This is a genomic window from Aestuariibacter sp. A3R04, from assembly GCF_018860805.1.
Classification (GTDB): domain Bacteria; phylum Pseudomonadota; class Gammaproteobacteria; order Enterobacterales; family Alteromonadaceae; genus Alteromonas.
In genome coordinates this window covers 1,280,486-1,305,644 of sequence record NZ_JAHKQR010000011.1, presented here as the reverse complement: position 1 = coordinate 1,305,644, position 25,159 = coordinate 1,280,486, and the positions used below count along the sequence as shown (strand labels likewise).

The window sequence follows — 25,159 nt, the reverse complement described above, 5'->3', positions numbered from 1 at the left end:
GCAGGCCAGTGGGTGACATCAAAACCCTGGCCAGTGAGAAGGTATTCGGCATGTTTGGTATTTTAGCCGCGTTGTTGGCGAGTCTGGTGGCCGTATTTGGCTTTTACTTGAGCTGGAAAAAGCAGCACGGAGGGGTGTTTTATCTCAGTCTCGTATTGCTAGCTGGCTCTGTCATTACTTGGAGCGTTAGTGAAGGTTGGGAGTTTGGCGTAGTGTATGCGTTGTGCACGCCTGCGCTACTGGTGTGGCCCTTTATTGGCGTGAACCAGGTTTCCTTAAGTGCACCCGCTTCTGTGCCTTTGCCTCGCGCAGTTGCTTACAGCAACAGACTCATGTTTCAACACTTGGGTCACACAGCTGTTGTTTTGTTGCTATTACTTGTGACCAGCGTTCTGGCAAGCCTGGCTATTTGTTTACATTTGCCCATTGCTGTTGACGGACAACTCGGTGCATGTACGGTATTGTTACCGCTGTTGTGGGGTGGGTTGGTGTATCACTATTTTGCAGTGAATAACAAAATCAAAGCGCTGATAAGTTATATTGTAGTTGCCGGGCTTAGCTTAGTTTGGCTAATTTTTTTACCGGCATTCTAGAGCGGATAAAATGAATAAAGACGTTAAGCAAGCAGCGCTCAATGCCCATAGTTGGGTGGGGGTTTTTCTGGGGGTACTGCTGTTTTTAGTATGTGTATCCGGCACCATTGCGGTTTTTCACCTCGAGTTTGAGCGCTGGGAACAACCTCACATACAAGAAATGGATACGGTGAACCCTGAAGCCGTCGATACAGCGCTTAAGAACTTTCTTGCTAGGCACCCGGAAGAAACGCACCACCTTTTCATTGTATTCCCGACCTCGGGAATTCCTCGATTTGTCGTAGAAAATGACCATGTGGCCTATTTTGCAGATGGAACCGGCCAGTTGATCGAAAAAGAAAGCGTGTCTTTCACACAGATGCTGGTGGATTTACACCTTTATCTCAACTTACCCCAAAGCTGGGGAATGATTTTGGTGAGTGCACTGGGCGCAATCATATGTACGCTGGTATTCACCGGAATTATTGCGCATAAACGCATTGTTAAGGATGCGTTTAAGTTGCGTACTGGCGGAAATGGCCAGCAATATAAAATTGATTTACACAATCGCTTTGGCCTGTGGGCGGCTCCTTTCCACTTGATTATTGGGGTTACTGGTGCTTACTTTGGTTTAGCTGGCGTATTATTGGTATTGGTTTCTCAATTGTATTTTGGTGGTGACCAAGATGCCATTGTGAGCAAGATTTTTACTCCTGATCCCGTAGTACAAAATGGTGAAACTGTCCCTCAAGTAGGTGATGCGTATGCACAAATGGCGCATATCGCACCCGACAGCAAGCTTATCTTTACCACGGTTCACGAAGTTGGAACAGCAAAGCAATTTATTGAGGTATACGCTCACGTACCAGGAAAAATGGGCTATTCAGAGAACTATCGCTTTGACAGCGAAGGTAATTATCTAGGCACTGCTGGGTATTCAGACGGGCATTGGGGAAAACAGCTTTTATGGTCAATGTATCGGCTACACTTTGGTGATTTTGCGGGTATTGCAAGTAAAAGTTTGTATTTTGTGTTGGGCATAATGCTTACCGTATTGTGTGTTACCGGGGTGGAAATATGGTTGGGTAAAAAAGCCCACCCGCCGTTGCTCACCCGACTTTGGTACGGCCTTGTATGGGGCAGTATCAGTGCCCTGGCGTTAACTGCCATTGCTGACATGCTGGTTACGGTACCGTTATTTGTCGTATTCTGGGGGCTTATGGTATTGAATCTCACTTCAACAGTGAGTATTAAGGCGCTCAACCAATCGGCGTGGTTACACATCGCATCTGCCAGTGTTGTGTTGTTACTCGTCGTGTACATGGTCAATCATGGCAGTGCCGCCTTGACCGTGGCTTCATTGCAACTAAACATCCCCTTGGCATTGTTTGCGGTATGGGCAATGTGGAAAGGAGCGCGCTTGCGGCGCAATGCGCAAGCGGTTGCCTGATATATACTTACTTTTGGGGCGTTTTGGCTTTACCACCATTGCGTCCAGAATTTTTACCTTTGCGCTGATAAGTACTTTTTGTGTCGCGAAAGCCTTTTGGCGGTAAGCCGGTATGCTTCGTTAACGCCCGCTCGCCTCGCTTTCCTTTCTTGGCAGTTTGACGCTTTTCTTCTGCCGTTTCTGGCGGCACAAGATGCTGAGGGCCCCGACCTATCAAATCCTCCCGGCCCATTTTTTTAAGCGCTGCACGAATTTGAGCAAAGTTTTTCGGGTCGTGATAACGCAACATGGCTTTGTGTAAGCGACGGTGAATTTCACCCTTAGCTGACGGAACGTGCTCACTGTCTTTGGTTACCTTCCTAAGTGAATTGACTTCCGTATGGTACATGGTCGTTGCTGTAGCCATGGGCGAGGGGTAAAAATTCTGAACCTGATCAAGTTTAAAGCGATTTTCTTTAAGCCAGATCGCCAGGCTCAGCATATCTTCGTCCGTTGTTCCGGGGTGAGAAGCAATAAAGTACGGAATAAGATATTGCTTCTTGCCCGCTTGTTCTGAATACTTGTCGAACATCTCCTTGAATTGATAATAGCTTCCCATGCCGGGCTTCATCATTTTGCTCAAAGGGCCGTCTTCGGTGTGTTCCGGTGCAATTTTCAGGTAGCCACCAGTGTGATGGAGGGCGAGTTCTTTTACGTATTCCGGATCTTCCACTGCTAAGTCATAACGAACACCTGACGCGATGAGGACTTTCTTTATTCCCGGCAACGCGCGTGCGCGGCGATATAAGTCAATGGTCGGTTTGTGATCGGTATCCATGTGGGCACAAATACTCGGATAAACACAGGATGGACGGCGACAGGTGGCTTCTGCTTTCGGGCTTTTGCAGCGCAAGCGATACATGTTTGCCGTAGGCCCGCCTAAATCTGATATCACGCCGGTAAATCCTGGAACTTTGTCTCGGATCTCTTCCATTTCGCGAATGATAGAGTCTTCTGAACGACTTTGAATAATTCGGCCTTCGTGCTCGGTTATAGAACAGAATGTGCAACCACCATAACAACCCCGCATGATATTAATGGAGAAACGTATCATGTCGTAGGCGGGAATTTTAGCATCGCCGTAAACCGGGTGGGGAACGCGTTGATAAGACAAGTCAAACACCGCATCCATTTCTTCGGTTTCAAGAGGCATGGCGGGTGGGTTAATCCAGATATGTCTGTCGCCATGTCGCTGCATCAGCGCGCGGGCACATCCAGGGTTAACTTCCTGATGCAAAATACGTGATGTATGTGCATAGAGGACTTTATTGTCTTTCACCACTTCAAAAGCGGGTAGTTTTACATATACGTTTTCCCACGGCTTTCTTCGCTCAGCCGGTTGAATCACAATGGGCTGGGCAACGTCACTGTTTGGTGACGGGTTACCGTCCTCTTTGTCGCACTCGGGAAGTTCCTGATACGGGGAAGGAATTGGCTCAATTTTTCCGGGCTTGTCGAGGGAAGTAGAGTCTACACCCTGCCATTCCGGGAGTGCTTCTTTGACGATAATGGCAGTACCCCGAACATCGCGAATATCGCCGATGGCTTCGCCTGCTGCAAGGCGGTGAGTTACCTCGACCAAAGGCCTTTCTGCATTACCGAAAAATAGCATGTCTGCTTTACTGTCAAAAAGCACAGAGCGGCGCACTTTTTCTGACCAATAATCATAATGAGCGATACGGCGCAAACTGGCCTCGATGCCACCAATGATAACAGGAACGCCCTTAAAGGCTTCCCGACATCGTTGCGCATACACGGTAACGGCACGATCAGGGCGCTTGCCGCCCACATTTCCAGGGGTGTAGGCATCATCATGGCGAAGTTTTTTATCGGCAGTATAGCGGTTAATCATTGAATCCATGTTACCGGCGGTTACGCCGAAATATAAATTGGGCTTACCCAATTTCATGAAGTCATTTTTATTGGTCCAATCTGGCTGTGAAATAATACCTACACGAAAACCATGGGCTTCAAGTACCCGGCCTATTACCGCCATTCCAAAACTGGGGTGGTCGACATAGGCATCGCCAGTTACCAGAATTACATCGCAACTGTCCCAGCCAAGTGCATCCATCTCTTCCTTTGACATGGGTAAAAAAGGTGCGGTGCCATAGCAATGAGCCCAATACTTTGGGTAGGAAAATAAGCTACGGTCCGCTTTGATGGTTGCTTTCATGAGGTAAAACCGGAAATATCAAAAATAAAAGCAGGATTGTAACATTTTCGGTGTGTCAGGAGATAGTTAAATAGAAAAGCGAAGCTGTGAGCCAGCTCCGCCTGAATAGTCATTTTCCCCAGCGGCAACAACCTTCCGTTAGGTACGGTAAGACTATGCCGTGGTGTTGATACTTATACTGGAAGAAAGGGTTTCCATCAAAGTGGATTCAGCACTGCCAAGCATTGAGGTTGACGCGTAGTTACCAGCTTGATTAGCTGGCGGAGGAGGTGGCATGCTTCCTCTTTGATTGTGTTGTTCGTGTTTTTGCTCAAAAAAGCTCTTTAGATCAACACCGTTTTCCTCGGCATACTCTTTCATGGAGGCGGGGGCGTTGGCTGCAAGGCTTTCGGCATCAAACGTCCCTGAGGCTTCCATTTCCATGACACTTTCCATAAACGCTTTTACTTCAGTGTCCTCCGACGACTCATCCATATAGTCGGAGAGCTCATCTTGCGGTGGTGGCGGGGGCGGCCTGCTTTGGGCTGTACTAGTGGCGGAAATGCCATTGCTTTGCAGCATTCCGCTAAACTGTGATATTTCCATAGTGAAATCTCCAATATGACATGCCAATATCGGCACAATAGTAGAGTAGCAATGGGTATTCCCTTGTGTGTCAAGACTGTGTAAATGCATGTAAAGGTCAAAATACGCCTGCTGAAAGGGTATAATGCCAGTGTTTTTTCAACCGTTTTAATGGAGCAAAGCCATTATGGCCTTTTGGTTATTCAAGTCTGAGCCCGATGCTTTTGGTATCGATGATTTAGCCTCTCGCCCGAATAAGACAGAACCCTGGGATGGCGTCAGAAACTATCAGGCGCGAAACTTTTTACGAGATAAAGTAAAAAAAGGAGATTTCGTTTTCTTTTATCATTCCAGTTGCAAAGACGTCGGCATTGCGGGCGTGGCAACAATAGTACGTGAAGCGTATCCCGATGAGAGTCAGTTTGAGCCAGAGAGTCGATATTATGACCCCAAAGCAACACCTGAAGCCCCCCGTTGGTTTTGTGTTGATGTACAGTTTGTAGAAAAATTTGACCAGGTATTGTCTTTACAGGCAATTAAAGCCATGTCTGAAATTACTCAACTTGGCGTTGTGAAAAAAGGACAACGATTGTCGGTTATGCCTGTGGAAACCGATGAATGGCAATTGTTATACAAAAGCGCAACGGGTATCGATTTTAGTAGTTAAATTAGGACTAATGATGAAAGTGTATTTGACTTTGTTTTTACTGTGTGTCTCCAGCCCATTGTTCGCCGCTACAGGTACTACAGCTATAGGCATGATTATATCGGTAGTATTCGTTTGTGTGATGCTGGTGGTTTTCCTGCTGGTAGTTACCGAATTTGGTGGCAAAAAAAAGCACATCTCAAACGCAGAGAAGCAGAAAAAAAGTAAAGGCAGCGAAACTCAGTAACACCGCATTTCTTATCATGCAGGAGTCTAAAAACGGTTATTACCTCAGAAAGATTGGGAAAGTAACGAACCTGAGTTTTATGCTCAGGACGACAACAAAGAAAAGTTTGTGAAAGATTTTGTCGCGGCATGGACAAAAGTCATGAATGCAGATCGCTTTGATACTTAACGATTAATCAATAGCGAATAAGCAGCCCCTGGACGTTCTGCATCCGGGGGCTTTTTTGTAGGAACAAGAATTTCTGTTTGTGTAAGACAACAACTTTTAGCTTCACTTACTTTAAAAAGGACATTGCTTTCGCATACTTGCCGAATACGCTCAGCAGTTTGTTTATTTGCTCCTTATGCCGCTTAGTTATACCGACTTTCTTTGTTTCTTGATCTGTGCTCCGTGTTCTACATTCACAGCTGTAATTCATTTGGTTTTCCATGTTTTTCTCCTGTGTTTTTGTGTAGGCTAAAACCTCAACTTATATTGAGGTCAAGGGATTATTTCATTAAAGTGATTAAAAATGACAAAGTGACAGGCGAGGAAGCGAGATGGAAACGTTATTGAAAGTGGGTGAGGTGGCAATGCGCAGTGGCGTAAGCGTATCTACACTGCATTTTTATGAAAACAAAGGGTTGATAAAGAGCAGCCGGAATAATGGCAATCAGCGGATATATCCACGTGCAGTATTACGTCGAGTTGCCATTATCAAGGTTGCTCAGCAACTGGGCATGTCGTTAAGTGAAATCAAAGAAGCTATCAAAGTGTTGCCGATGAATAAAACAGCCAGTCAGGCTGATTGGCAGCAATTATCGCAATTTTGGCACAATCAACTGGAAGCTCGCATTGCCAAACTCACAAAATTAAAAGACGAGTTATCCAGTTGTATTGGCTGCGGCTGTTTGTCTATGAAAGCGTGTGCATTGAGAAACCCACAAGATGAACTGGCTGAGCATGGCGCAGGCCCTATTTTATTTAAGAAGTGAGCCACTAGCTCAATAGCAGTGTACATTTAATCTCGCTAAATTATCTGGAAAAGGCGCGGGTCAGACGCATCTTACTGGCATGCCAGTGATTGATCGGGCGTCGTGGTGCCTGGGCGATGAGCCGTGGGAAATTGATTTCTTCGGCATTGAGGGGTTTTACATGAGCACAGAAAATCGTACTTGGAGCGAGTTGCTGTACACGCTGTAACGAGCCCTTGTATTGGTTTGGATGGCACACCGGATACGGAAAGGTCAGACGTTTTTTCACCGATACAATGAGGTCGGCAACATACATTTTGTGCGTTGGCTTGTGTAACAGTGAAATATCGTGGTCGGTATGACCGGGCGTGTAAATAACCTGCCAATCTTCAAACTCTGGCAGTGCCTCATTGTCACAAAGCGAGATATCAGGCTGAAAATAAGGCTTATACCAGATATGACAACGAGCCTTGCCTAGCTTGTCTGCAACCCACCACGTGAGCGCTACATCAATGGCATGGGCGGTACGGCCGCTAACGCCGCGATACCATAAGGGCGCCTTCGGGTGGCATGCGATACGCGCACCAGTGCGGTTTTGTAACCGCTTTGCTCCGCCTGCATGATCAGGATGCATATGGGTGACGACAATGAGTTTTAACGTCGTTAAAGGCAACGACAATGTTTCGGTAATATAGTGACACACGGTATCCACATCTGCACGGCTGCAGCCATCAAGTAGCATCAACTTACCGTTGTCTTCAAAAAGGTAGATGTTTTCTATATATCCCGTGATCTCGTGAAGTTGCATACACCCTCGTTTATTACCTTTACGAGATGATATTAGCAAAGCTCTTCTGGTCAAACCACTATAGAATTCCCCTCGACGTGAGCTGTCCTAATACCGAAGCCGTTCTTTTCTTCAAAAAATCCCGCAACAAGCGTATGGCTGGTGTGATAGTTTGCCTGCTCGGGCAGACAAGCCACAATTCTGTAGAAGTTGGTTCATATTCAGGCATGACTTTGACGATGTTACCGTCTAAAAGATCTGCGGACATGTCTAGACACGATTTCCGAGCCAACCCTTTGCCTCTTACGCACCAACGCCGAACCAAATCTGCATCATTTGAAACCCTGTTACTTGCGGTTTTCACTTTGTAGGTTTGGTTTTCCCGAGTAAAACACCACTCAGTATCGATAAGTTCGTGAAACTGGAACAACAGGGCATTGTGATTGGCAATATCTTCAGGTGTTGTAGGTTGACCGAATTTCTCAATGTAGCGGGGCGAAGCGCAAAGTACTCTGCGCACGTTGCAAATTTTAAAGCCATAGAGATTGTCATCTGTTAGCGCACCATAGCGAATGGCGAGATCTACGGGTTCACGGTAGAAGTCTATGTTGCGATCAGCGATATGGATTTTCAATTTGAGGTTTGGGTGTTCCTCAGCAAACTCATCTAACCAGGGGAGAATAATATTTCGTCCCAAATCAGATGGTGCGGATAACCTCAGTTCACCGCTCACCTCTTCCTTTTCATGTTGTATGTTTTGCTTAGCAATATCCAGTGACTTCAGAGCTTCCATGCATTTGGGCAGATATCTTTCGCCTGCTGCTGACAACCTAAGTTGTCGCGTCGTTCGAATGAATAAGTCTACTCCCAGCGCTTTTTCTACTCTTTTTACTGCTGCACTGGCTGTAGCAGTGCGCATATTTAAGCTATCCGCGGCGGCCGTAATACTCTTAAGCTCAGCTACTTTCACAATAATGGTTAAATCTTCCAAGAGCATAAATAGTCTTTAGGAATCAATTTGGGAGAGCACATTATGCACAAAATCATGTGACTGATAAATTAGATTGTCAAAAAATATTAGATAAAGATTCAATCGTTAGGCTGTTTTTGTTTGTTAGTTGGGTGGTTAGTATTCGCTCAGTAGTTAGAAAATAACGACACCACTGTTACACGTGGTGGCTTGACCAAATTCACGAAAAAGGAAAACTGATGAAATTACTAAATACAACAGCACTGGTTGGCATGATTGGGTTCTCAGCGTTAGCGGCAAATAACGTTAACGCGGTTGAAGTAGGGCAGTTAGAAGCGGTAACACAGTTCAATGAGACACGGGGTGGTGGCATTACTGTTACACCCGATGGACGAATCATTATTAGCATGCATCCTTTGGATAATCCGAAATATCGGGTCGTTGAAGTTATGGCAAACGGAGAGAAAAAACCCTTTCCAAACATTGATTGGGCAGACGGTCCGGACTCGGGGAACGTTGGGCTTAGCGCAGTCATTGGTGTACACACAGATTCAAATGGAATTGTGTGGATGCTGGACATGGGTAGTGAAAAATCACCGGCTCAGTTAGTTGCTTGGGATAGTGTAAATAACTCGCTCCATACCACCATTAAAATTGACAAGAATGCATTGCAGCCAAATTCGTTTATTCAGGATTTTGCTATTGATGAAAATCGCGGAAAAGTTTACATCGCTGATATGACTTTCGGAAATTTCCAGGGAGCAACCAAGCCAGCTTTTATCGTCGTTGATCTGGAAACAGGGATGTCACGGCGGGTATTGGAAAGTGCTCATCAACTGATGCCAGAAGACAGAAATATCGTGATAGAAGCGTCGTTACTTGCCTCTAAAACAGAAAGCGGTGAAACGAACAGCTTGCGATTCGGTTTGAACCCGATTGCCATTGATGATGACTTTGAGTGGGTTTATTTCGGCGCATTTACAGGCACTCAGGTTTATCGTTTACCGGCGTCAGCCCTTGCTGACAACAATGCTTCAGATCCGGATTTGCTTCAAAAAATTGAAGTTTACGGCCCTAAAAATCCAAGTGATGGCATAGCTTATGCGCCTGGTGTAGGCATTTTGGCAACTGACCTGGAAAATAGCGCGATTGGGCTCACGACACCAGGACATTATCAGACCCTAATCGAAGACAAAAAATTGTCATGGCCTGATAGTTTAGCGGTGAGTAACGGGTACATATACATTACTCAGGATCAATTGCATCAGCACCCGGCGTTTAGTCAGGGCTTGGGCAATGCAAAAGCGCCTTACACTTTATATCGATTCAGTTACCAACCATAAAGCCAGGAAGTTATCGCTTTTCTTCTGTATCTATTGAACCTTATAAATTTTTGATTTGGAGCTTTAGTATGTTACCCGAAAAAATGAAAGCTATCGGTTTTGTTGAATCGAAACCCATTGATGCCGAAAACAGCTTAGTTGAATATACTGTAGACCTGCCTTCAGTTGGCGACAAGGATTTACTTGTAAAAGTCAGCGCAGTCTCAGTGAATCCGGCGGATACAAAAATCCGTGTTCGTGCCGCTAACGACAAAACCCTTGCTCAACCTAAGATTCTTGGGTATGACGGTGTAGGTACCGTTGTCGCCATGGGTAAAGATGTAACGGGTTTTGAACCTGGCGACCGGGTTTATTACGCTGGAGATGTATCCCGCAATGGTTCTAATGCTGAATATCAGGCTGTAGATTTTCGCATTACCGCACATGCGCCAAAAAGTTTGTCAGATGCTGAAGCCGCTGTGGTCCCATTGGTCGCATTAACGGCGTGGGAGGCACTTTTTGAACGTTTACGTATTCGTCCCACGGAAAAGAAAAAGCTGCTTATTATTGGTGGTGCGGGGGGAGTGGGTTCAATGACTATCCAACTCGCAAAGCAACTCACTAATTTAACAGTTATTGCCACTGCTTCACGGCCAGAAACTGAAGCTTGGGTAAAAAAATTGGGCGCGGATCATGTCGTTAACCATCGTAATTTGGTGGAATCCATGAATGAACAAAAACTCGGGGAAGTTGACTATATTTTCAATGTTGCTGACACCTTAGGGCATTGGGATGCAATGGTTGAATTGATAGCTCCACAGGGGTTAATAAGTTCAATTGTTGAGTTCGACGGCGGCGTAGACCTATCTAAACTTCAGGCTAAATCCGTTGGTTTTATCTGGGAACTTATGTTTACCCGCTCGCTGTTCAATACTGACGATATTCAACAGCAGCAAAGTATCTTGTTTCAGGTGGCGAATCTCATTGATGCCGGGCGAATTAAATCTACGTTGACGACTTCTCTTGAAGGTCTTAGCGCGCAGACATTTAAAGAAGCCCATGGGGTGCTAGAAACCGGTAAATCCATAGGGAAACTGGCGATTTCCTTCAACTAAATTTGTAAGTCAAGAAATATTAGACGCAAAGTCTTAGATCCAAAGTCACAGCAGCAGGCTGTGGCTTTGGCGAAGGTTTGTAAACAGTCATCCGGTCCTAGCGCTACTTAGTGGTTTTAGGCATTAATTTCTCAGTTAAGTAAGTAAACTGAAGTGCGACGCGGTGGGCTGTTTCCTGCAAGTTGGCCGATGCTGCATGGCCGCCATCCGTGTTTTCATAATAGAGAAACGGCTTGTTTGCATCTTCGAACAATTTCGCCATTTTCCTCGCGTGGCCAGGGTGTACCCGGTCGTCTTTTGTGGATGTAACAAAAAAAGGTTCCGGATAATCTGTTTGAGGGTCAAAATTGTGATAGGGCGACATTTTCTCTAACCATTCGCGTTCCTCTGGTACATCCGGCGAACCATATTCTCCAACCCAACTAGCACCAGCTAGAAGAAGGTGATAGCGAAGCATATCTAACAGGGGCACTTGCACAATAACAGCATTAAATAAATCCGGGCGCTGGGTCAACATTACCCCCATAAGTAAACCACCATTTGAGCCCCCTTGAATGCCCAGGTGGGCCGCAGAGGTGAGTTTGTGCTCGACAAGCCACTCGGCCACTGCAATAAAATCATCATAGATCACCTGGCGATTGGTTTTAAGGCCTGCCTGATGCCATTCGGGGCCGAATTCGCCGCCCCCACGAATGTTTGCAAGAACATATGCGCCACCTCGTTCAAGCCAGAGTCTACCTAGAATGCCGCTGTACTGAGGAAGCATGGATACCTGAAAACCGCCATAGCCATAAAGAAGAGTGGGTGTACGCTCATCGTGTCTGACGCCTTTCTTGTGGACGACGAAAAAGGGGATCATTGTTCCATCTTTAGAGGCAACCTGTTTTTGCTCGACCACCAGGTCATCGGCATCAAACCACGTGGGTAAACGCTTCAACGTTTTGATCTCTCCGGTGGATACTGAGTAACTCATAAGGGAGTCAGGCGTTAAAAAACCTTCGTAAGTAACAAATGCCGTATCTTCCTGTTGGTCGGTAAAAGTGACTTCCAGCTTGCCATCTTGTGGAAGATCAAGTAGTTCGGATATCCAGCCATCACTATCTTTAGTAATCGCAAATAGCTTACCCACAACATTATCGTTGATGGATAAGAGAACCTGACCTTTCGTTAGCGATACCTTTTCGATGGATTGACGTTCATTGGGTTCGAACACCACTTCTGGTAGGGTATCTTTGGTTATTTCAGTGGTAACAGAATACGGCATAGACAGAAGACTGCCGGTTTTGTACTTGGTTTCTGTACTACCGATAGACACCTGCCAATCTTGGTTTGTTGTGAAGAGCAGTTGACCCTGATGGAGCCCAATGACGTCTGACTTTTCAGGAAGAGGCAGTTTTATAACGCTTTCACCAGCAAGCACATAGTATTGAGTAGTGAAAAAAGTAGGTGTCTGCAGTATCATTTCAATTTTACTGCCGTCGGCGTTATTCACAGTAAAAGGGAATACGGCAGTGTCTGATTTTTTTCCACTAAATACAGTCTTCGCTTTTTCTAAGGGCGTGCCGCGGGTCCAACGCTTTACAATGTAAGGGTAACCTGATTCTGTTAAGGCGGAGCCGTCTGCCCCCCAATTGGTGGCTACGAGAAGGGTGTTGTCATCTACCCAGGCTGTAGTTAATTTCGCTTCTGGCAACTGGAAGCCCTGGTCGACAAAGCGTTTGGTTGACAAGTCAAATTCGCGAACAGTTACTGCATCCTTGCCGCCGTCAGATAAACTTACCAGACATTTATAATCTGCCTTGCCTTTGGCTGAGTAGCAATCAACACCCTTAAATACCCAATTTTTATTTTCAGATTCAGCAAGGGCGTCAAAGTCTATTAGAGTTTCCCACTCAGGGGAGTCTGTGCTGAAACTCACCAGTGATGCTCTGCGCCACAGACCCCGAACATTTTTCTCGTCTTGCCAGAAGTTATATACCTGGCCATTGCGAATACTGCCAAGTGGGATCCTTTCTGAAGCATTAACGATATCAAGTGCTTTTGTTTTAAGGTCTGTATATATCGGGTTGGCTTCAAGTCTTGATAAGCTACGTGTATTTTGTTGCTTTACCCACATGAGGGCGTTATCACCTTCTATTTCTTCCAGCCATAGATAAGGATCTTCCATAGAAATAACCTTCACTTCTGTTGCTTCTAAACGTTCAGTGTCTGCAATCGGGTTCTCATCTTGCGATGTACATCCGATCATTCCGAGCAATAGCAGGGGAGCAACCGACTTTCTGATAAATTCCATTGTATTTTTCCTTTTCCGTCGCGTTTTCTAATTCGCTTTTTATATCCAACAAGTCATTCCACCTAACTTGCTTGCTCTGTGGTTATAGCCTAAGAAAAGCATACTACGAAATATTGGTTTTGTATTTTTTGTGATCAATTTTTTGGGGCGAATGTCATAGCCTGATTACTTTGCGATGAGAAACGGATGTGCTTGCATATACCGAATATCAACTACATCAGTACGCGGTATTTTGTCAACGCATTGAGAAGTGTAAAAGCGTCCTACGCCTCATACTGGCCTAGGTATCAACGGTGAATGTTGAAGGGTAAATCCGGATAACTTTGTTTATCAGGGTTACCGGTTAGTCGAGAGATTATCTGGCGCTGCGTGGACAACATATGCCCGGATTTTTCGTTCATCATACAACACACACTGGATTTCATCGCCAGTTCTTCAAGCAATTTGGCCATGGCTTCTTTTAACGGAGAGGGTAATTTTTCCTTTAGCATCTGCATACCACTCTTGTTTACAGGCAGGCCAAGCTTGCGTAGATAGGCTTCTCTATCCTTATTTGATTCGTTGAGATTGTCCAGTAAGCTGAGTATTTCGTTGTTCAGTTTTTTCAGTTCGTCTGTTCTTCTGGCACTGAGCAACTCATATTGCTTTTCCAAAGACGATATAAGAACATTCAGTTTAGCAACATCCTTTTGTAAATTATTTAATAGAGATTTAATAATTTCGACATTCTGTTTCATTAGTTATGGATATCTAACAAGGTATTAATTAAAGCATCTTCATCTAATTGCAGTTCACCATTGGCAATTGCTTGTTGCATTTGTTTTACTTTTTCCAAATCAACATCATCTTGTTGTGATAATGTTTCAAACGCTTGTTGTGCAGTTTTGCTCATGATGCTCAGTTGTGCATTTTGGCTGGGTTGAGCTTTGTGCTCTCCACCTAGTGTAGATAGCTTGACTTGGTTCTGCTGCTTACTATCAGTACTAAGCTTGTCAATTGGGACTGTCCCGTACATGTTTATTTTCATTTTTGACCGCCTATAAATTTGTATATAACGACGAATAGCGACACGCTTTGGCAAAAACTTTAATTAATTTTCAAATTCGTTTCTACCACACCTGATTCAATCACAATGCCCTCTATTATTTTACCTGAACTGTTGTTTTCTACTTTTATCTGCTGACCTTTTATGCCGTTTTCCATGGCCTTACCTTGTGCACTTGCACTAAACCCATTGGCGCGAATTAATAAGGTTACGATATCGCCTCTCTTAACAATTTCCGGGCTTTCTAACAAAGACCAACTTATTGCATGACCTTGTTGAATACGTCTTTTGACCGCCATACCCAGTATTTCATCCATAGTCATAACTGGGTCTCGATTTAACGTGCTTAGGTCTACCGACTCAGTCTTTAGCATATCATGACGCAACTTTTCGTTGCGTTGTAGCGTCCTGCTGGCCACAACAATATTTGCCCATAGTTGGATCCGCGCTGTGGCCCGGCTCTGCCAGCTTGACGGCGCAGTGCATTCAATTCGGTAGCTGATTCGTCCAACGGGGGCCGAGTTGGCTTGTGGTCGTGAAAAAATCAAAGTATCGCATTTCTGTTTTTCTAACCCTGGTGCCAGCGTTAGATTGATTTTTTGCTGGTTACTCTTTGTACCTAATTGCTTTAGGTATTGTTTTATTTCCTGCTGAATATGCTGCTTTAAAGCCTGATCTATTTCTTGAGGTGCGGCAATTGCCGTGCTTGATAGCCCTAAAATCGATCCAGATAGTAGGAAGTAAAGGATTTTCCGGTGCGGAAAATACGCTTCCGCATTGTGATTACTTTTTTGTGTAAATGAAAGGCAATATATTGATAAATATGTATTTTTTAAATTGGCATAAAGCTTGTTGTAACGAAAGAAAGTAAACAAAGCTGAGAGGCAACTGTGGGACTTTTTGACGAGGCCTTTGGTGTACATCCTTTCTCCATGGAGTTGAGGTTAAACCGAGCGGAAATTATTTCAAGCAATCTGGCTAATGTCGACACACCAGGATTTAAAGCCAGGGATGTTGACTATAAGCAAATTATGCAAAGTGTGGCATCAGAACTGGATACGTCTTCGCAGCCGGTGTCTGTTGGACTTAGCCAAAACGATCAGTTGATGTTCCGCGTACCATATCAGGCATCTGAGGATGGTAACACCGTAGAACTGAACGTGGAACAGGCTAATTTTTTCTCCAACAGCATGGATTTCCAAACCAGTCTGACGTTTATGAATATGAAGATTAACGGCTTATACAAAGCCATCAAAGGAGAATCTTAATGTCCTTTAATAGTATTTATGAAACGAGTGGCAGCGCCATGCGCGCGCAGGTTATGCGCTTAGACACGATTGCCTCTAACTTAGCCAATGCAGATACCGCCGCATCCAGTGCTGATGAAGCTTATCGAGCAATAAAGCCAGTTTTCTCTGCGCTGTACGAACAAGTAAATGACGGACAGAGTTTGTCCGCTAAGGTGCAGATGTTAGGCATTGTTGAGTCTGACAGAACCGTAGAACAACGTTATGAGCCAAATAATCCGTTGGCGAATGAAGAGGGCTACGTGTTTTATTCAAATGTTAACGAGTTAGAAGAAATGGCTGACATGATGTCGGCATCGCGTAGTTACCAAACCTCGGTTGAAGTGATGGGGCGAGTGAGCAGTATGCAGCAAAGTATTCTTAAACTCGGCCAATAAGGGATAAGTATGAATGTCGATAGCACTTCTGTGTACACCAATACGGTTAACAACAATCAAACCATAGTAGGTAACAATGCCAGCGGCGAAGACCTTTCCAATATGTTCTTGGAATTGCTCGTTGCCCAAATTAGTCATCAAAATCCGCTCGATCCTTTGGACGGCACGGAATATGTAAATCAGTTGGCTGAATTCAGCAATGTTGAATCATTACAAAGTATCAGTCAAAACACCTCAGCCAGTCTGGATTATATGGACAGCTTGATGGTGTTAGAAACCACTTCCATGGTGGGAAAACAAGTTGATGTACAAACAGACGCGATTGCCCTGGAACAGCAGGGTGATATTAACGGAACCATCAATTTACCTTATTCAGCTGATGCCGTAGTAGTACAGCTATTCAACCTTGACGGCGACTTGGTAGAACAACAGCAACTGGCTTACAGCGGTGTTGGTTCACTCAGTTTTGGGTTTGAAAATCAATCGGCCGGACGTTATCAGGTGCGTGCCTATTCTACGGTTGATGGTGTACCAAACAGTTTAGACCCCTGGCTTAAAGGTGAAGTGGAACGCGTATCTGTTGGCAGCTCGGTTAACGATATTTCGTTGCAAGTAAACGGACTGGGCAACTTTTCTTTGTCAGACATTAATCAATTAGCTAATCAGGGCTAACGAGTAAGGAGTTTTACTATGTCAATGTTTCAAATTGGATTGAGTGGTTTGAAAAGTACGCAATCAGCGCTTGAAGTGACCAGTAATAATATTGCCAACTATTCAACTTCCGGCTTTAAGTCTGGCACAACAGAGTTTGCTTCGGTATACAACGGTGGCCAACGTGGAGGTGTAAAGGTCGCTGATGTTAAGGATAATTTTAGTGAAAGCGGTGAAATGGTGAACACTGGGAATGCACTTGATTTGGCCATTGCAGGAAAAGGTTTTTTTACTGTTGAGGAAACCGATGGGCAGTTGGCGTATACCCAAGCGGGCCAGTTTAGCCTTGATAACAACTTGTATGTTGTTAACGCCAATGGAGCTCGGTTGCAAGGTTATGGCGTTGATGATAGTGATGATTCCAGTATTGTATCGGGCATTCTTACCGATCTAAAAATTGAAGGTAGTAACCTAGGTGCAAAACCCACAGACGGAATCGCCTTTTCTGGTAACTTAAGTTCTTCTAGCGATGTTATCGCTTATCCGGCGTTGCCTGTTCTATTTGATCCCACCAATGGCTCTGCCTATAACTATTCACAATCTACAGAGGTTTACGACTCGCTCGGCAACAGTCATGTAATTACGCAATATTTCAATCATACCAACACGAATACTTGGAGCGCGATGTACTTTGTTGACGGACAGCCTTTATCAGCTTCGGATTTAAGCTTCCCCGGAGGGGGAGGGACTATTAGTACTCAGGATGTGGACATTAATGGTACTGCTGTTACAGCTGGGGTGGTGGAAATGAGCTTCGACGCAGATGGTCAGCTAATTCCATTTGGAAGTGAGAATGAGGTTCAGCTTAGTTTTGCTCCTGGTGGTGGTGCCGCTAACATGAACGTTACTTTTGATTTAACCAACACCACTCAATATGGCAGTAGTTTTGCTATGTACGAAAATGATCCAAATGGTTATACCGCAGGTGAGTTCAGTGGCGTAACAGTTGATGAAGACGGCAAGGTGTACGCTACTTTCACAAATGGTGAATCTAAGCTGCAAGGACAGCTGGTATTGGCTTCATTTGCCAATGTTGATGGTTTGCAGCAAGGCAATAATACCGTTTATTACAACACCCAGGAGTCGGGTGCGCCACTGTATGGTGTACCTGGAACTGGTGTGGCGGGTGATTTGCTATCAGGTTCCTATATGGGATCCAACGTCAATATTAGTGAGCAGCTAGTTGATTTAATGTCGTTCCAACAAAATTACCAAGCCAATGCCAAAACCATCAGTAGTGCTGATGAAATGATGCAAATTCTATTTGGTGCAGTGTAGGGGCTAAATATCATGGAAAGACTCATCTATACCGCTGTTTCCGGAGCCGAGTTAAACAATACTGCTTTGAGAATAGCGGCCAATAATTTGGCCAATGTCAGTACCCCTGGCTTCAAAGCGGATATGGAACAGGCACAGGCCAGCATGATTTCTGGCGATGGTTTTCGTACGCGCTATCAAGCTAAATTGATGCCTGTTACCACGAGTTTGGCACAGGGCTTAGTGATGGATACCGGGCGGGAGCTGGATGTGGCCATTAGCGAAGGGGGGTATATTGCCGTGGCAGATGCTAATGGCGATGAAGCATACACCCGAGCTGGCAATCTATCGGTTGATGCCGATGGTTTCGTCAATATTAATGGCTACCGCGTGCAGGGTGAAAATGGCGACATTCAATTACCTGAATTTGGCGACATCAGCATTAGTGACGACGGTACGATTAACGTAATGCCAGTGGGGGGAGGGGTAATTGCCCAAGAAGGCAAAATTAAACTGGTTAGTACTGAAGGCAATCTATTTAAAGGCGCTGACGGTTTACTGCGCGATGCTGACAATCCGGTTTTACTGCAAGATAACAGCATTCGTTTACGCAGCGGCAAATTAGAAGGCTCGAACGTTAATGCGATTGAAGAAATGATCAACACCATGAATATCAGTCGTAAGTTTGAAATGAACATAAGCATGATGAAAACCGCCGATGAACTAGCTGTTAGCGGCAATAAGTTAGTCAGTGGACAGGTATAGCAGGAGTAATCACCGATGAATTCAGCACTTTGGGTAAGTAAAACAGGTCTGGCAGCTCAAGATCTCCGGATGGCTACGATTTCGAATAACCTGGCCAATGTTAGTACCGCAGGATTCAAGAAAGATCGTGCGGTATTCGAAGATCTCTTTTATCAAATTCAACGTCAACCAGGTGCGCAGGCCGATGAATTAAATCAGGTACCTACCGGTATTCAGGTAGGCACTGGGGTAAGAATTAATGGTACTCAGAAAGTATTCACTGAAGGTTCTTTTGAAACGACTGGTAATGAATTGGACGTGGCAATTGTTGGGCAGGGCTTTTTCCAGATTGAAAGCCCAGATGGTGAAATTCTTTATACCAGAAACGGACAGTTTCAAGTTAACTCTGAATCTTTAATTGTAAATGGTAATGGTCTGCCATTGCTGCAAAATATCACCCTACCTGACAATACTACTAAAGTGTCTATTGGGACTGACGGTACGGTGAGTGCAGTGATTGCTGATGAGATTGACCCTGTTGAAGTCGGTCAAATACTCACGGTTAATTTTGTGAATCCAGCAGGGTTGGAAGCGTTGGGCGGAAATTTATATCGTGCTACGGCAGCGTCGGGGGAAGCCATCGAAGGGGTACCTGGCGAAGATGCGCTAGGAGAAGTACAGCAAGCTACTATAGAAGGATCCAATGTCAGCGTAGTGGATGAGATGGTCAACATGATTGCTGTCCAACGGGCATATGAAATGAATGCCAAAGTGGTTTCCGCTGCTGATGAAATGTTACGTTTTCTGAATCAGAGCATGTAATGATGAAATCTAACTTATTGTATCCCTTTATTATTTTATTAGCAGGATGCAGTAGCACGGCGGAGGTGAATTCGCAATCCACCGGAGAGACAACATTCCCTGAAGCAATACATGCGACAAGCGTCCCTTCGTTACCTCAAACTCAGGGTAGTTTATACAGTGATGGCTACATGCTGACATTGTTTTCTGATAAACGGGCTTATCGAATTGGTGACATTCTCACAGTGGTCCTGGACGAACGGACCCTGTCGAGTAAAAGTGCCGATGCCAATATTGATAAACGCAGTAATTGGAATGTGTCAGTCCCGTTAGCCGGACGTTTGAACGTTAATGATTTGGGAGTAGAAGTTGATTCTTCTACAGATTTTGAAGGCGAAAGCAGTGCAAGTCAGCAAAACTTTTTAAGTGGAGCTATTACAGTAAGAGTAATTGAGGTTCTGTCAAATGGCGCGCTTGCTATTAGTGGCCGTAAGCAGATTCGACTGAATCAAGGTGATGAAGTGATTGAACTCAAAGGCATTGTCAGAGCGGAAGACATTGATGTTGCCAATCGAATTTCGTCGCGTCGTATTGCAGAAGCGCAAATTAGTTATGAAGGGAAAGGTACGTTATCTAATGCGACCAGAGCAGGGTGGCTAACCGAGTTGTTTTCCCGTTACCTGAATCCGTTTTAGGAGACCAAGGTGAAATTTAGAATTGTCACAGTATTGCTGAGTTTATTAACCATTGGCCAAAGTTTGGGAGCCACCAGACCACTACTGGATTTAGTAGATGTCCAGGGGGTTCGGGAGAACCAGTTGGTTGGTTATGGACTAGTAGTCGGTTTGCCGGGTACTGGCGATAAAACTCAGATTAAATTTTCAGCCCAAACACTGAACAATATGCTGAAACAGTTTGGCATTCAAAACGATGAAGGCAGTTTACCCAAATCAAAAAATGTAGCAGCGGTGGCTGTGCATGCCACATTACCCCCGATGGCAAGTCCTGGGCAATCTATAAATGTGACAGTGAATTCATTGGGTGATGCAAAGAGTCTTCACGGCGGTAGTCTAATGTTAACGCCGTTACGAGGCGTTGATGGCCAGGTTTATGCCCTGGCACAAGGAAATTTGGTGGTAGGGGGAATTAATGCTGGGGGTAAAAATGGTTCATCGGTGACTATTAATGTTCCCACCTCAGGCATTATTCCAGATGGTGCCATTATCGAACGTGCAGTTCTTGGTATACAGGGAACTGAGGGGCAAGTTGTGCTGAATCTAAAAGAGCCTAATTATCAAACCGCTCGAAATATAGTGAAGGCCGTCAACAACGTTTTTGGCCCTGATATTGCCAGCGCCGAAAACTGGGGGCGTCTCCGTGTTAGCGCCCCTATCGATGCAAATAATCGCAATACTTTTATGTCTATGTTGCAGGGAATTCAAGTAGAACTTGGTACCGAGCAGCCTAAAATTATATTTAATAGTCGCACCGGTACTGTGGTGATGAATGATCAGGTAAGGGTAAAGCGAGCTGCGATCAGTCATGGCAATTTAACGATAACCATCACTGAAAGTGAGGGGGCTAGTCAACCAGCGCCATTTGGTCGTGGTAATACTGTCCCGCTACAAGCCAGTAGCGTAAGTGTCGATGAACAACGCTCCAATATGATGTTATGGCCAGAAGGAACGTCGCTGGACAATATAGTGAAAGCGGTCAACGCACTTGGAGCCACGCCAGCGGAACTCATGTCAATATTAGTCGCACTGGATGAGGCGGGAGCGATCGATGCTGAATTATTAGTAATTTAGGAAGGATTATGACAATTGAGACTTCTCTTAACCACAGATTGGCGATTGATCCAACGGAAGTAAATCAAATCTATGCAAATTTGAATGAATCGGACAGTTTGAAACAGGCAGCGCAACAGTTTGAAGCCATTTTTTTACAGTTGGTGTTAAAAAGTATGAATAACACGACGAATGAGCTGAGCGGCGATGCAAATCCATTTTCAAGCAGAGAGCAACAGCATTACCAAGATATGTATAGTGCACAATTATCACAACAGTTATCTTCAACAGGACAAATAGGGCTTGCTGAGCAAATTGTGCACCAGACAGGAGAGAAAATATCGGAAGTAAAAAATAAATTTAAGGAAATGGCAGAACCGGTCGCTTATTCAGGACACAGTGAGGCGTTTTATCAGCCTCTGATAAGTCCTGTTACCAACGAAGGAATCAATAAATGAGCCTATTATCGAATGCACTTTCGGGATTGAATGCCGCGAATACCGCGTTATTGGTTTCTGGGCAGAATGTGTCTAATGCCACAGTGGAAGGATACAGTCGACAGGCCGCAGAATTTGGCACAGCTCAAGGTGCATATAACGGAGTGAGTGTTATTTCAGTAGACCGTATAGTCAATTCATTCCTAAACGACGATATATGGCGGACACAGTCTGATTTATCTCATTACGAGGGCTATCAGACCTATCTAGGTTATATTGAAGAGTTAGTTGGTACTGATTCCCTAAATTTTAATGACGCAATTGCCAATATTACCAATGCGCTAAGTGCTTCTATGTCCAATCCTGAGTCAACCGCTTATCGACAGGAGCTATTAGCAACATCTGAGGGCTTGGTACAAAAAATAGCTCAGCTTAACAGTGCTATGGAGGATCAAACCATTAAGCTGGGTAAAGAAATGAATGATGTGGCAAAAAATGCCTCATCTGTGTTGTCGTCTCTAGCACAATATAACTCAAAAATTGCCGTCGCCACTGCGAAGGGTGAACCAACCGCTCAATTAGCGGATGCAAGAGAGAGGCTGGTTACAGAATTATCATCACTTATAGGCGTATCAACTAATTTACGGGCTGATGGAAGAATGGACATCAGTACTGTAAATGGAGCGCCTTTGGTTATTGGCGATAGCCCTGCAGTTATCACCACGAGTGGCACAGATGTTGAAGTGGCACTGGGTAACGAAATATTCACACTAGGGGATACCGTTGGCGGGCGTTTGGGTGGCTTGATAGCTGTAAATGAACAGATTTTAGTGCCAAGTGGCGTCGCTATAGATGATATCATTAGTCAATTAGCCGATGATGTTAACAATGCCCTACATCAAGGGTTTGACCTCAACGGTGACCCTGGCATTCCCTTGTTTACATATAACGCCACCGATCCAGCAGGTACGTTTGCGGTTAATTCTGCAATGGAGGTCGACAAGCTTGCGTATATTGGCGGGAAGTATGATGCTTTTGGGGTATGGGTTCCTACGGGCAGTGTTGGCGATAATCAAAATATTGAAGGAATTATCGCGGCTTTTAATGGTCAGCAGGACAAATACACCACTTTAGTTGGCGACTTGGCCACCAGTAGTAGACAAAATCAGAACAGTGTATCGACTGCCTCTGTACTGAGCGAAAATGCGGTGCTGGCAAGAGACAGTATAAGTGCTGTGAATCTAGATGAAGAAGCAGCCAATATCATGCAGTTTCAGCAGTTATATCAAGCAAATGCCAAAGTAATTAGCACGGCAGATGAGCTGTTTAACACGCTTCTTGCTGCGTTTTAGGAGGCCATATGCGGGTCAGTTCTCACCAACTTTATCTTACTACTGTACGTAATATCCAGCAGGGAACAGAAGCTTTCAATAAGTATTCCGTACAGTTAGCGACATCAGAGCGTATATTGAAACCTTCAGATGATCCGTTAGGAACGATGACGGTGATGAATCTGGATACGCAACTAAAATCATTAGAGCAGTATAAATCCAATATGGATGATGTTGAGTTTACACTGGGGCAACAGGAAACTCAGTTAACGAGTATTGTTGACTTACTTATCTCTTTACAGGGGTTGGTGACGACTGCTGCGGATAACTCCATGGGTACCGATGAGATTCTTGCATTGGGTCAGGAAATGTCCGTCTTATTTCCAGGGATAGTCGACTTGCTGAATGCGACCAATGGCAATGGAGAATACTTTTTCTCTGGCAGTGAAACGCAAACCATGCCTTTTCAATTGGACGGTGCAGGTAAATATCAGTATATGGGAGATGATAATATCCGTATGGTAGCGACATCGGATGACTCCAGCGTGTTCAGCAATGTGGTTGGTAGTGATATTGCGCCAAATGCTCAGTTTTTGAATGATATGAATGATTACCTGGCAATAGTTGCTAGCCCGCCTGCAACAGGTGTCGGGAATGAATCGCGTTATATGCTTGATAGTATAGAAGATTTCTTGGGTACACTGACTGGGCAAATCACCCGGATTGGCGGAGTCCGATCTTCAATTGAGTTAATGGCTTTAGGAAATGAAGATATCGCGTTATTTACTCAGGGACTGAAAGATGACATCAGCGAAGCAGATACTGCTGAAACCTATATAAAAATGAACGAGGCTATGGCGTCTTATGAATCTTCGTTACAAGTATATTCTAAGATTAGTCAGCTCTCTCTATTTTCGTTAATTTAATGTCATGATGCATGTTCAAAATACACCGGCTCCACGAGAAGTCGCTAAAACAACCAATAAAGGTGCTTTGCAGCTTGAGCCGGTTAATGAACAAAAAAATCAACAAAAGGAAACATCTGAACCGCAAGCTAGTTCACGTCAACAGCGCCAGTTCTCGGTGCTGTCCCGTTGGTCTGTTATGGCTAGTTTGGCAAGAACTCTGGCAGAAAGTGAACAATCAGAACACACGCTTAAACAGCTGTATAGCCAACTACAAAAATTGGAGCAGAAAGTCGTTTCTGAGCAGTCGTCAGGTAATACCAAACAGTTAGCGTCTTGGGTAGAGCAAAGTAGTACGTTGATGTCAAAACTCGCTAAACACCCCAGTTCTGGCGTCGATTGGCAGTTACAACCCAACAGTGATGGCGCAAGACAGGTGACTCGCCAGTTGCCCGACAATATTGACATGCTATCAATTCGTCCTCATGCTGAAAAAATCCAGTTGATGATGGGGCGCAGTGGTAAACACTTGACGCTTCACTTACCATCAGGCCAAACGCCACAGCAGAATCTTGAGCAGCTTAAACAGGCATTTTCAACTCGTCAGATTGATGTGGACCTGGACAGCGAGCAGCGTTTGGTATTTAGTGCCTCAGAAAAAGACGGTTGGGCGTTAAAAGAGCCGTGGATAATGACAGGTACCGGCGTTCGTATTGCGGCGGGAAATCCCGTGTCGGTTTCGTTGCAAGAACCGCCTCATGTACTCGACAAGTTGACAGACTTATCTAAGGATACTGCGAGTTTAAAGATGTATCGCGATGAAATTAGTCAGTTACAGCGTCGTATTCGTGCTTCACTACAACGGATTAGCGAACAGCGTAAAGAGCTACAGGCTTCACTCCGTCGCATTCAGCAACAATTGGATGATGAGCAAAAAATGCAGCAGTTAAGTCAAAATATCCGATTAAATATGCATCATTCCGAGCAGTATTCTGCCGCGGCAATTGTTTCTCAAGCGAATACTACCCGTAATCTGGTGTCGTTCAGTCTCAAATTTCACGCTGATTAAATCAGTATAAATAGTCCAGCGTTAGTACGTTTATGCTGATTGCCATTTTTTTATGTTTTTTCTCTTCCACTTTCAATCCGTTTAATACCTTTACTCTGGCAAACAGCATGTCTGTCATTTGGCCATCGTTAAAATAGACTTTTTATTATCTTAAAAAGTCGTCTAAGTGTTGGGATCACTATCTTAATGCGACATTATCTAATGCAATATCGATGCTATCCAACATTAGATAACAATGAGAAAAGCAATCTGAA

General features: G+C 44.6%; 27 protein-coding genes and 1 pseudogene. 20 read left to right on the top strand and 8 right to left on the bottom strand.

The window, feature by feature from the left end:
• Window positions 1–8 precede the first annotated feature (8 nt).
• Both KO518_RS15270 and KO518_RS15265 read left to right on the top strand, forming a co-directional pair.
• A complete protein-coding gene (locus KO518_RS15270; RefSeq protein ID WP_216026650.1) occupies window positions 9–593 on the top strand; it encodes a hypothetical protein in 585 nt (194 codons plus the stop codon).
• A gap of 10 nt (window positions 594–603) precedes the next feature.
• Complete coding sequence (locus KO518_RS15265) at window positions 604–2,022, top strand: PepSY domain-containing protein (RefSeq protein WP_216026649.1); 1,419 nt, start codon at window positions 604–606, stop codon at window positions 2,020–2,022.
• A gap of 7 nt (window positions 2,023–2,029) precedes the next feature.
• On the opposite strand, the gene KO518_RS15260 is transcribed toward KO518_RS15265, so the two are convergent.
• Complete coding sequence (locus tag KO518_RS15260; protein ID WP_216026648.1) at window positions 2,030–4,237, bottom strand: YgiQ family radical SAM protein; 2,208 nt, start codon at window positions 4,235–4,237, stop codon at window positions 2,030–2,032.
• A 153-nt stretch (window positions 4,238–4,390) separates the two neighbouring features.
• Window positions 4,391–4,822 (bottom strand): hypothetical protein, encoded by a 432-nt coding sequence (locus KO518_RS15255; RefSeq protein WP_216026647.1) that lies wholly within the window; start codon window positions 4,820–4,822, stop codon window positions 4,391–4,393.
• A gap of 166 nt (window positions 4,823–4,988) precedes the next feature.
• Here KO518_RS15255 and KO518_RS15250 point away from each other — a divergent pair, with 166 nt between their 5' ends.
• The 4 genes and pseudogenes from KO518_RS15250 to soxR all read left to right on the top strand — a co-directional run bounded on the left by KO518_RS15250 (window position 4,989) and on the right by soxR (window position 6,668).
• The gene (locus KO518_RS15250) at window positions 4,989–5,468 is read left to right on the top strand and encodes an EVE domain-containing protein (protein ID WP_216026646.1); all 480 of its coding nucleotides are present in this window, start codon (window positions 4,989–4,991) and stop codon (window positions 5,466–5,468) included.
• A 10-nt stretch (window positions 5,469–5,478) separates the two neighbouring features.
• Window positions 5,479–5,694, top strand: a complete 216-nt coding sequence (locus KO518_RS15245) for a hypothetical protein (RefSeq protein WP_216026645.1) — start codon at window positions 5,479–5,481, stop codon at window positions 5,692–5,694.
• A 72-nt stretch (window positions 5,695–5,766) separates the two neighbouring features.
• A pseudogene (locus KO518_RS20275) lies at window positions 5,767–5,862 on the top strand (catalase); the annotation flags it as partial.
• A gap of 371 nt (window positions 5,863–6,233) precedes the next feature.
• A complete protein-coding gene (soxR, locus tag KO518_RS15240; protein ID WP_216026644.1) occupies window positions 6,234–6,668 on the top strand; it encodes a redox-sensitive transcriptional activator SoxR in 435 nt (144 codons plus the stop codon).
• Window positions 6,669–6,708: 40 nt separating this feature from the next.
• On the opposite strand, the gene KO518_RS15235 is transcribed toward soxR, so the two are convergent.
• Both KO518_RS15235 and KO518_RS15230 read right to left on the bottom strand, forming a co-directional pair.
• Window positions 6,709–7,455 (bottom strand): MBL fold metallo-hydrolase, encoded by a 747-nt coding sequence (locus tag KO518_RS15235; protein WP_216026643.1) that lies wholly within the window; start codon window positions 7,453–7,455, stop codon window positions 6,709–6,711.
• A 58-nt stretch (window positions 7,456–7,513) separates the two neighbouring features.
• Window positions 7,514–8,431, bottom strand: a complete 918-nt coding sequence (locus KO518_RS15230; protein WP_216026642.1) for a LysR family transcriptional regulator — start codon at window positions 8,429–8,431, stop codon at window positions 7,514–7,516.
• 212 nt (window positions 8,432–8,643) lie between these two features.
• On the opposite strand from KO518_RS15230, the gene KO518_RS15225 reads away from it, so the two are divergent.
• Both KO518_RS15225 and KO518_RS15220 read left to right on the top strand, forming a co-directional pair.
• Window positions 8,644–9,747 carry an L-dopachrome tautomerase-related protein gene (locus tag KO518_RS15225; RefSeq protein WP_216026641.1) on the top strand — a complete coding sequence of 368 codons (1,104 nt, stop codon included), beginning with the start codon at window positions 8,644–8,646 and terminating at the stop codon, window positions 9,745–9,747.
• A gap of 68 nt (window positions 9,748–9,815) precedes the next feature.
• The gene (locus KO518_RS15220; protein ID WP_252736139.1) at window positions 9,816–10,841 is read left to right on the top strand and encodes a zinc-binding alcohol dehydrogenase family protein; all 1,026 of its coding nucleotides are present in this window, start codon (window positions 9,816–9,818) and stop codon (window positions 10,839–10,841) included.
• Window positions 10,842–10,944: 103 nt separating this feature from the next.
• Here KO518_RS15220 and KO518_RS15215 read toward each other — a convergent pair whose 3' ends face one another.
• From KO518_RS15215 to flgA, 4 genes are all read right to left on the bottom strand, one after another.
• On the bottom strand, window positions 10,945–13,134 hold the full coding sequence (locus KO518_RS15215) for a prolyl oligopeptidase family protein (RefSeq protein ID WP_216026640.1): 2,190 nt from the start codon (window positions 13,132–13,134) through the stop codon (window positions 10,945–10,947).
• Window positions 13,135–13,421: 287 nt separating this feature from the next.
• Window positions 13,422–13,871, bottom strand: coding sequence for a flagellar export chaperone FlgN (flgN, locus tag KO518_RS15210; protein WP_216026639.1), 450 nt, complete (start codon window positions 13,869–13,871; stop codon window positions 13,422–13,424).
• The gene (flgM, locus tag KO518_RS15205) at window positions 13,871–14,161 is read right to left on the bottom strand and encodes a flagellar biosynthesis anti-sigma factor FlgM (protein ID WP_216026638.1); all 291 of its coding nucleotides are present in this window, start codon (window positions 14,159–14,161) and stop codon (window positions 13,871–13,873) included. The genes flgN and flgM overlap by 1 nt, the downstream gene beginning before the upstream one ends.
• Window positions 14,162–14,220: 59 nt before the next feature.
• A complete protein-coding gene (gene flgA, locus KO518_RS15200; protein ID WP_216026637.1) occupies window positions 14,221–15,102 on the bottom strand; it encodes a flagellar basal body P-ring formation chaperone FlgA in 882 nt (293 codons plus the stop codon).
• Between the two features lie 9 nt (window positions 15,103–15,111).
• Here flgA and flgB point away from each other — a divergent pair, with 9 nt between their 5' ends.
• From flgB to KO518_RS15140, 12 genes are read left to right on the top strand one after another with little or no spacing between them, the layout of a single operon-like run.
• Entirely contained in the window at window positions 15,112–15,447 is a 336-nt protein-coding gene (flgB, locus tag KO518_RS15195) for a flagellar basal body rod protein FlgB (protein ID WP_252736230.1), read from the top strand.
• The gene (flgC, locus tag KO518_RS15190) at window positions 15,447–15,863 is read left to right on the top strand and encodes a flagellar basal body rod protein FlgC (RefSeq protein WP_216026635.1); all 417 of its coding nucleotides are present in this window, start codon (window positions 15,447–15,449) and stop codon (window positions 15,861–15,863) included. The genes flgB and flgC overlap by 1 nt, the downstream gene beginning before the upstream one ends.
• Window positions 15,864–15,872: 9 nt before the next feature.
• Window positions 15,873–16,535: a flagellar hook assembly protein FlgD gene (locus tag KO518_RS15185; protein ID WP_216026634.1), complete on the top strand. Its 663-nt coding sequence runs from the start codon at window positions 15,873–15,875 to the stop codon at window positions 16,533–16,535.
• Window positions 16,536–16,553: 18 nt separating this feature from the next.
• Complete coding sequence (locus tag KO518_RS15180; RefSeq protein WP_216026633.1) at window positions 16,554–17,852, top strand: flagellar hook protein FlgE; 1,299 nt, start codon at window positions 16,554–16,556, stop codon at window positions 17,850–17,852.
• Window positions 17,853–17,864: 12 nt separating this feature from the next.
• Window positions 17,865–18,596 carry a flagellar basal body rod protein FlgF gene (locus KO518_RS15175; RefSeq protein ID WP_216026632.1) on the top strand — a complete coding sequence of 244 codons (732 nt, stop codon included), beginning with the start codon at window positions 17,865–17,867 and terminating at the stop codon, window positions 18,594–18,596.
• Between the two features lie 15 nt (window positions 18,597–18,611).
• Window positions 18,612–19,397 carry a flagellar basal-body rod protein FlgG gene (flgG, locus tag KO518_RS15170; RefSeq protein ID WP_216026631.1) on the top strand — a complete coding sequence of 262 codons (786 nt, stop codon included), beginning with the start codon at window positions 18,612–18,614 and terminating at the stop codon, window positions 19,395–19,397.
• On the top strand, window positions 19,397–20,071 hold the full coding sequence (locus tag KO518_RS15165; protein ID WP_216026630.1) for a flagellar basal body L-ring protein FlgH: 675 nt from the start codon (window positions 19,397–19,399) through the stop codon (window positions 20,069–20,071). The genes flgG and KO518_RS15165 overlap by 1 nt, the downstream gene beginning before the upstream one ends.
• Window positions 20,072–20,092: 21 nt before the next feature.
• A complete protein-coding gene (locus tag KO518_RS15160; protein ID WP_216026927.1) occupies window positions 20,093–21,184 on the top strand; it encodes a flagellar basal body P-ring protein FlgI in 1,092 nt (363 codons plus the stop codon).
• Between the two features lie 8 nt (window positions 21,185–21,192).
• Entirely contained in the window at window positions 21,193–21,621 is a 429-nt protein-coding gene (locus KO518_RS15155; RefSeq protein ID WP_216026629.1) for a rod-binding protein, read from the top strand.
• Window positions 21,618–22,952, top strand: a complete 1,335-nt coding sequence (gene flgK, locus KO518_RS15150; RefSeq protein ID WP_216026628.1) for a flagellar hook-associated protein FlgK — start codon at window positions 21,618–21,620, stop codon at window positions 22,950–22,952. Before KO518_RS15155 ends, flgK begins: the two co-directional genes overlap by 4 nt.
• An 8-nt stretch (window positions 22,953–22,960) precedes the next feature.
• On the top strand, window positions 22,961–23,857 hold the full coding sequence (flgL, locus tag KO518_RS15145; protein WP_216026627.1) for a flagellar hook-associated protein FlgL: 897 nt from the start codon (window positions 22,961–22,963) through the stop codon (window positions 23,855–23,857).
• A gap of 4 nt (window positions 23,858–23,861) precedes the next feature.
• A complete protein-coding gene (locus KO518_RS15140; protein ID WP_216026626.1) occupies window positions 23,862–24,905 on the top strand; it encodes a hypothetical protein in 1,044 nt (347 codons plus the stop codon).
• Window positions 24,906–25,159: the final 254 nt, after the last annotated feature.

Coding starts and splice junctions, on each gene's coding strand:
- KO518_RS15260 (WP_216026648.1), bottom strand. CDS start 4,237: ATGAAAGCAACCATCAAAGCGGACCGTAGCTTATTTTCCTACCCAAAG.
- flgL (WP_216026627.1), top strand. CDS start 22,961: ATGCGGGTCAGTTCTCACCAACTTTATCTTACTACTGTACGTAATATC.
- KO518_RS15255 (WP_216026647.1), bottom strand. CDS start 4,822: ATGGAAATATCACAGTTTAGCGGAATGCTGCAAAGCAATGGCATTTCC.
- flgA (WP_216026637.1), bottom strand. CDS start 15,102: ATGTACACCAAAGGCCTCGTCAAAAAGTCCCACAGTTGCCTCTCAGCT.
- flgM (WP_216026638.1), bottom strand. CDS start 14,161: ATGAAAATAAACATGTACGGGACAGTCCCAATTGACAAGCTTAGTACT.
- flgC (WP_216026635.1), top strand. CDS start 15,447: ATGTCCTTTAATAGTATTTATGAAACGAGTGGCAGCGCCATGCGCGCG.
- KO518_RS15215 (WP_216026640.1), bottom strand. CDS start 13,134: ATGGAATTTATCAGAAAGTCGGTTGCTCCCCTGCTATTGCTCGGAATG.
- KO518_RS15220 (WP_252736139.1), top strand. CDS start 9,816: ATGTTACCCGAAAAAATGAAAGCTATCGGTTTTGTTGAATCGAAACCC.
- KO518_RS15140 (WP_216026626.1), top strand. CDS start 23,862: ATGATGCATGTTCAAAATACACCGGCTCCACGAGAAGTCGCTAAAACA.
- flgB (WP_252736230.1), top strand. CDS start 15,112: ATGGAGTTGAGGTTAAACCGAGCGGAAATTATTTCAAGCAATCTGGCT.
- flgG (WP_216026631.1), top strand. CDS start 18,612: ATGAATTCAGCACTTTGGGTAAGTAAAACAGGTCTGGCAGCTCAAGAT.
- flgK (WP_216026628.1), top strand. CDS start 21,618: ATGAGCCTATTATCGAATGCACTTTCGGGATTGAATGCCGCGAATACC.
- KO518_RS15165 (WP_216026630.1), top strand. CDS start 19,397: ATGATGAAATCTAACTTATTGTATCCCTTTATTATTTTATTAGCAGGA.
- KO518_RS15230 (WP_216026642.1), bottom strand. CDS start 8,431: ATGCTCTTGGAAGATTTAACCATTATTGTGAAAGTAGCTGAGCTTAAG.
- KO518_RS15175 (WP_216026632.1), top strand. CDS start 17,865: ATGGAAAGACTCATCTATACCGCTGTTTCCGGAGCCGAGTTAAACAAT.
- KO518_RS15180 (WP_216026633.1), top strand. CDS start 16,554: ATGTCAATGTTTCAAATTGGATTGAGTGGTTTGAAAAGTACGCAATCA.
- KO518_RS15265 (WP_216026649.1), top strand. CDS start 604: ATGAATAAAGACGTTAAGCAAGCAGCGCTCAATGCCCATAGTTGGGTG.
- KO518_RS15185 (WP_216026634.1), top strand. CDS start 15,873: ATGAATGTCGATAGCACTTCTGTGTACACCAATACGGTTAACAACAAT.
- KO518_RS15155 (WP_216026629.1), top strand. CDS start 21,193: ATGACAATTGAGACTTCTCTTAACCACAGATTGGCGATTGATCCAACG.
- KO518_RS15245 (WP_216026645.1), top strand. CDS start 5,479: ATGATGAAAGTGTATTTGACTTTGTTTTTACTGTGTGTCTCCAGCCCA.
- KO518_RS15225 (WP_216026641.1), top strand. CDS start 8,644: ATGAAATTACTAAATACAACAGCACTGGTTGGCATGATTGGGTTCTCA.
- KO518_RS15250 (WP_216026646.1), top strand. CDS start 4,989: ATGGCCTTTTGGTTATTCAAGTCTGAGCCCGATGCTTTTGGTATCGAT.
- soxR (WP_216026644.1), top strand. CDS start 6,234: ATGGAAACGTTATTGAAAGTGGGTGAGGTGGCAATGCGCAGTGGCGTA.
- flgN (WP_216026639.1), bottom strand. CDS start 13,871: ATGAAACAGAATGTCGAAATTATTAAATCTCTATTAAATAATTTACAA.
- KO518_RS15235 (WP_216026643.1), bottom strand. CDS start 7,455: ATGCAACTTCACGAGATCACGGGATATATAGAAAACATCTACCTTTTT.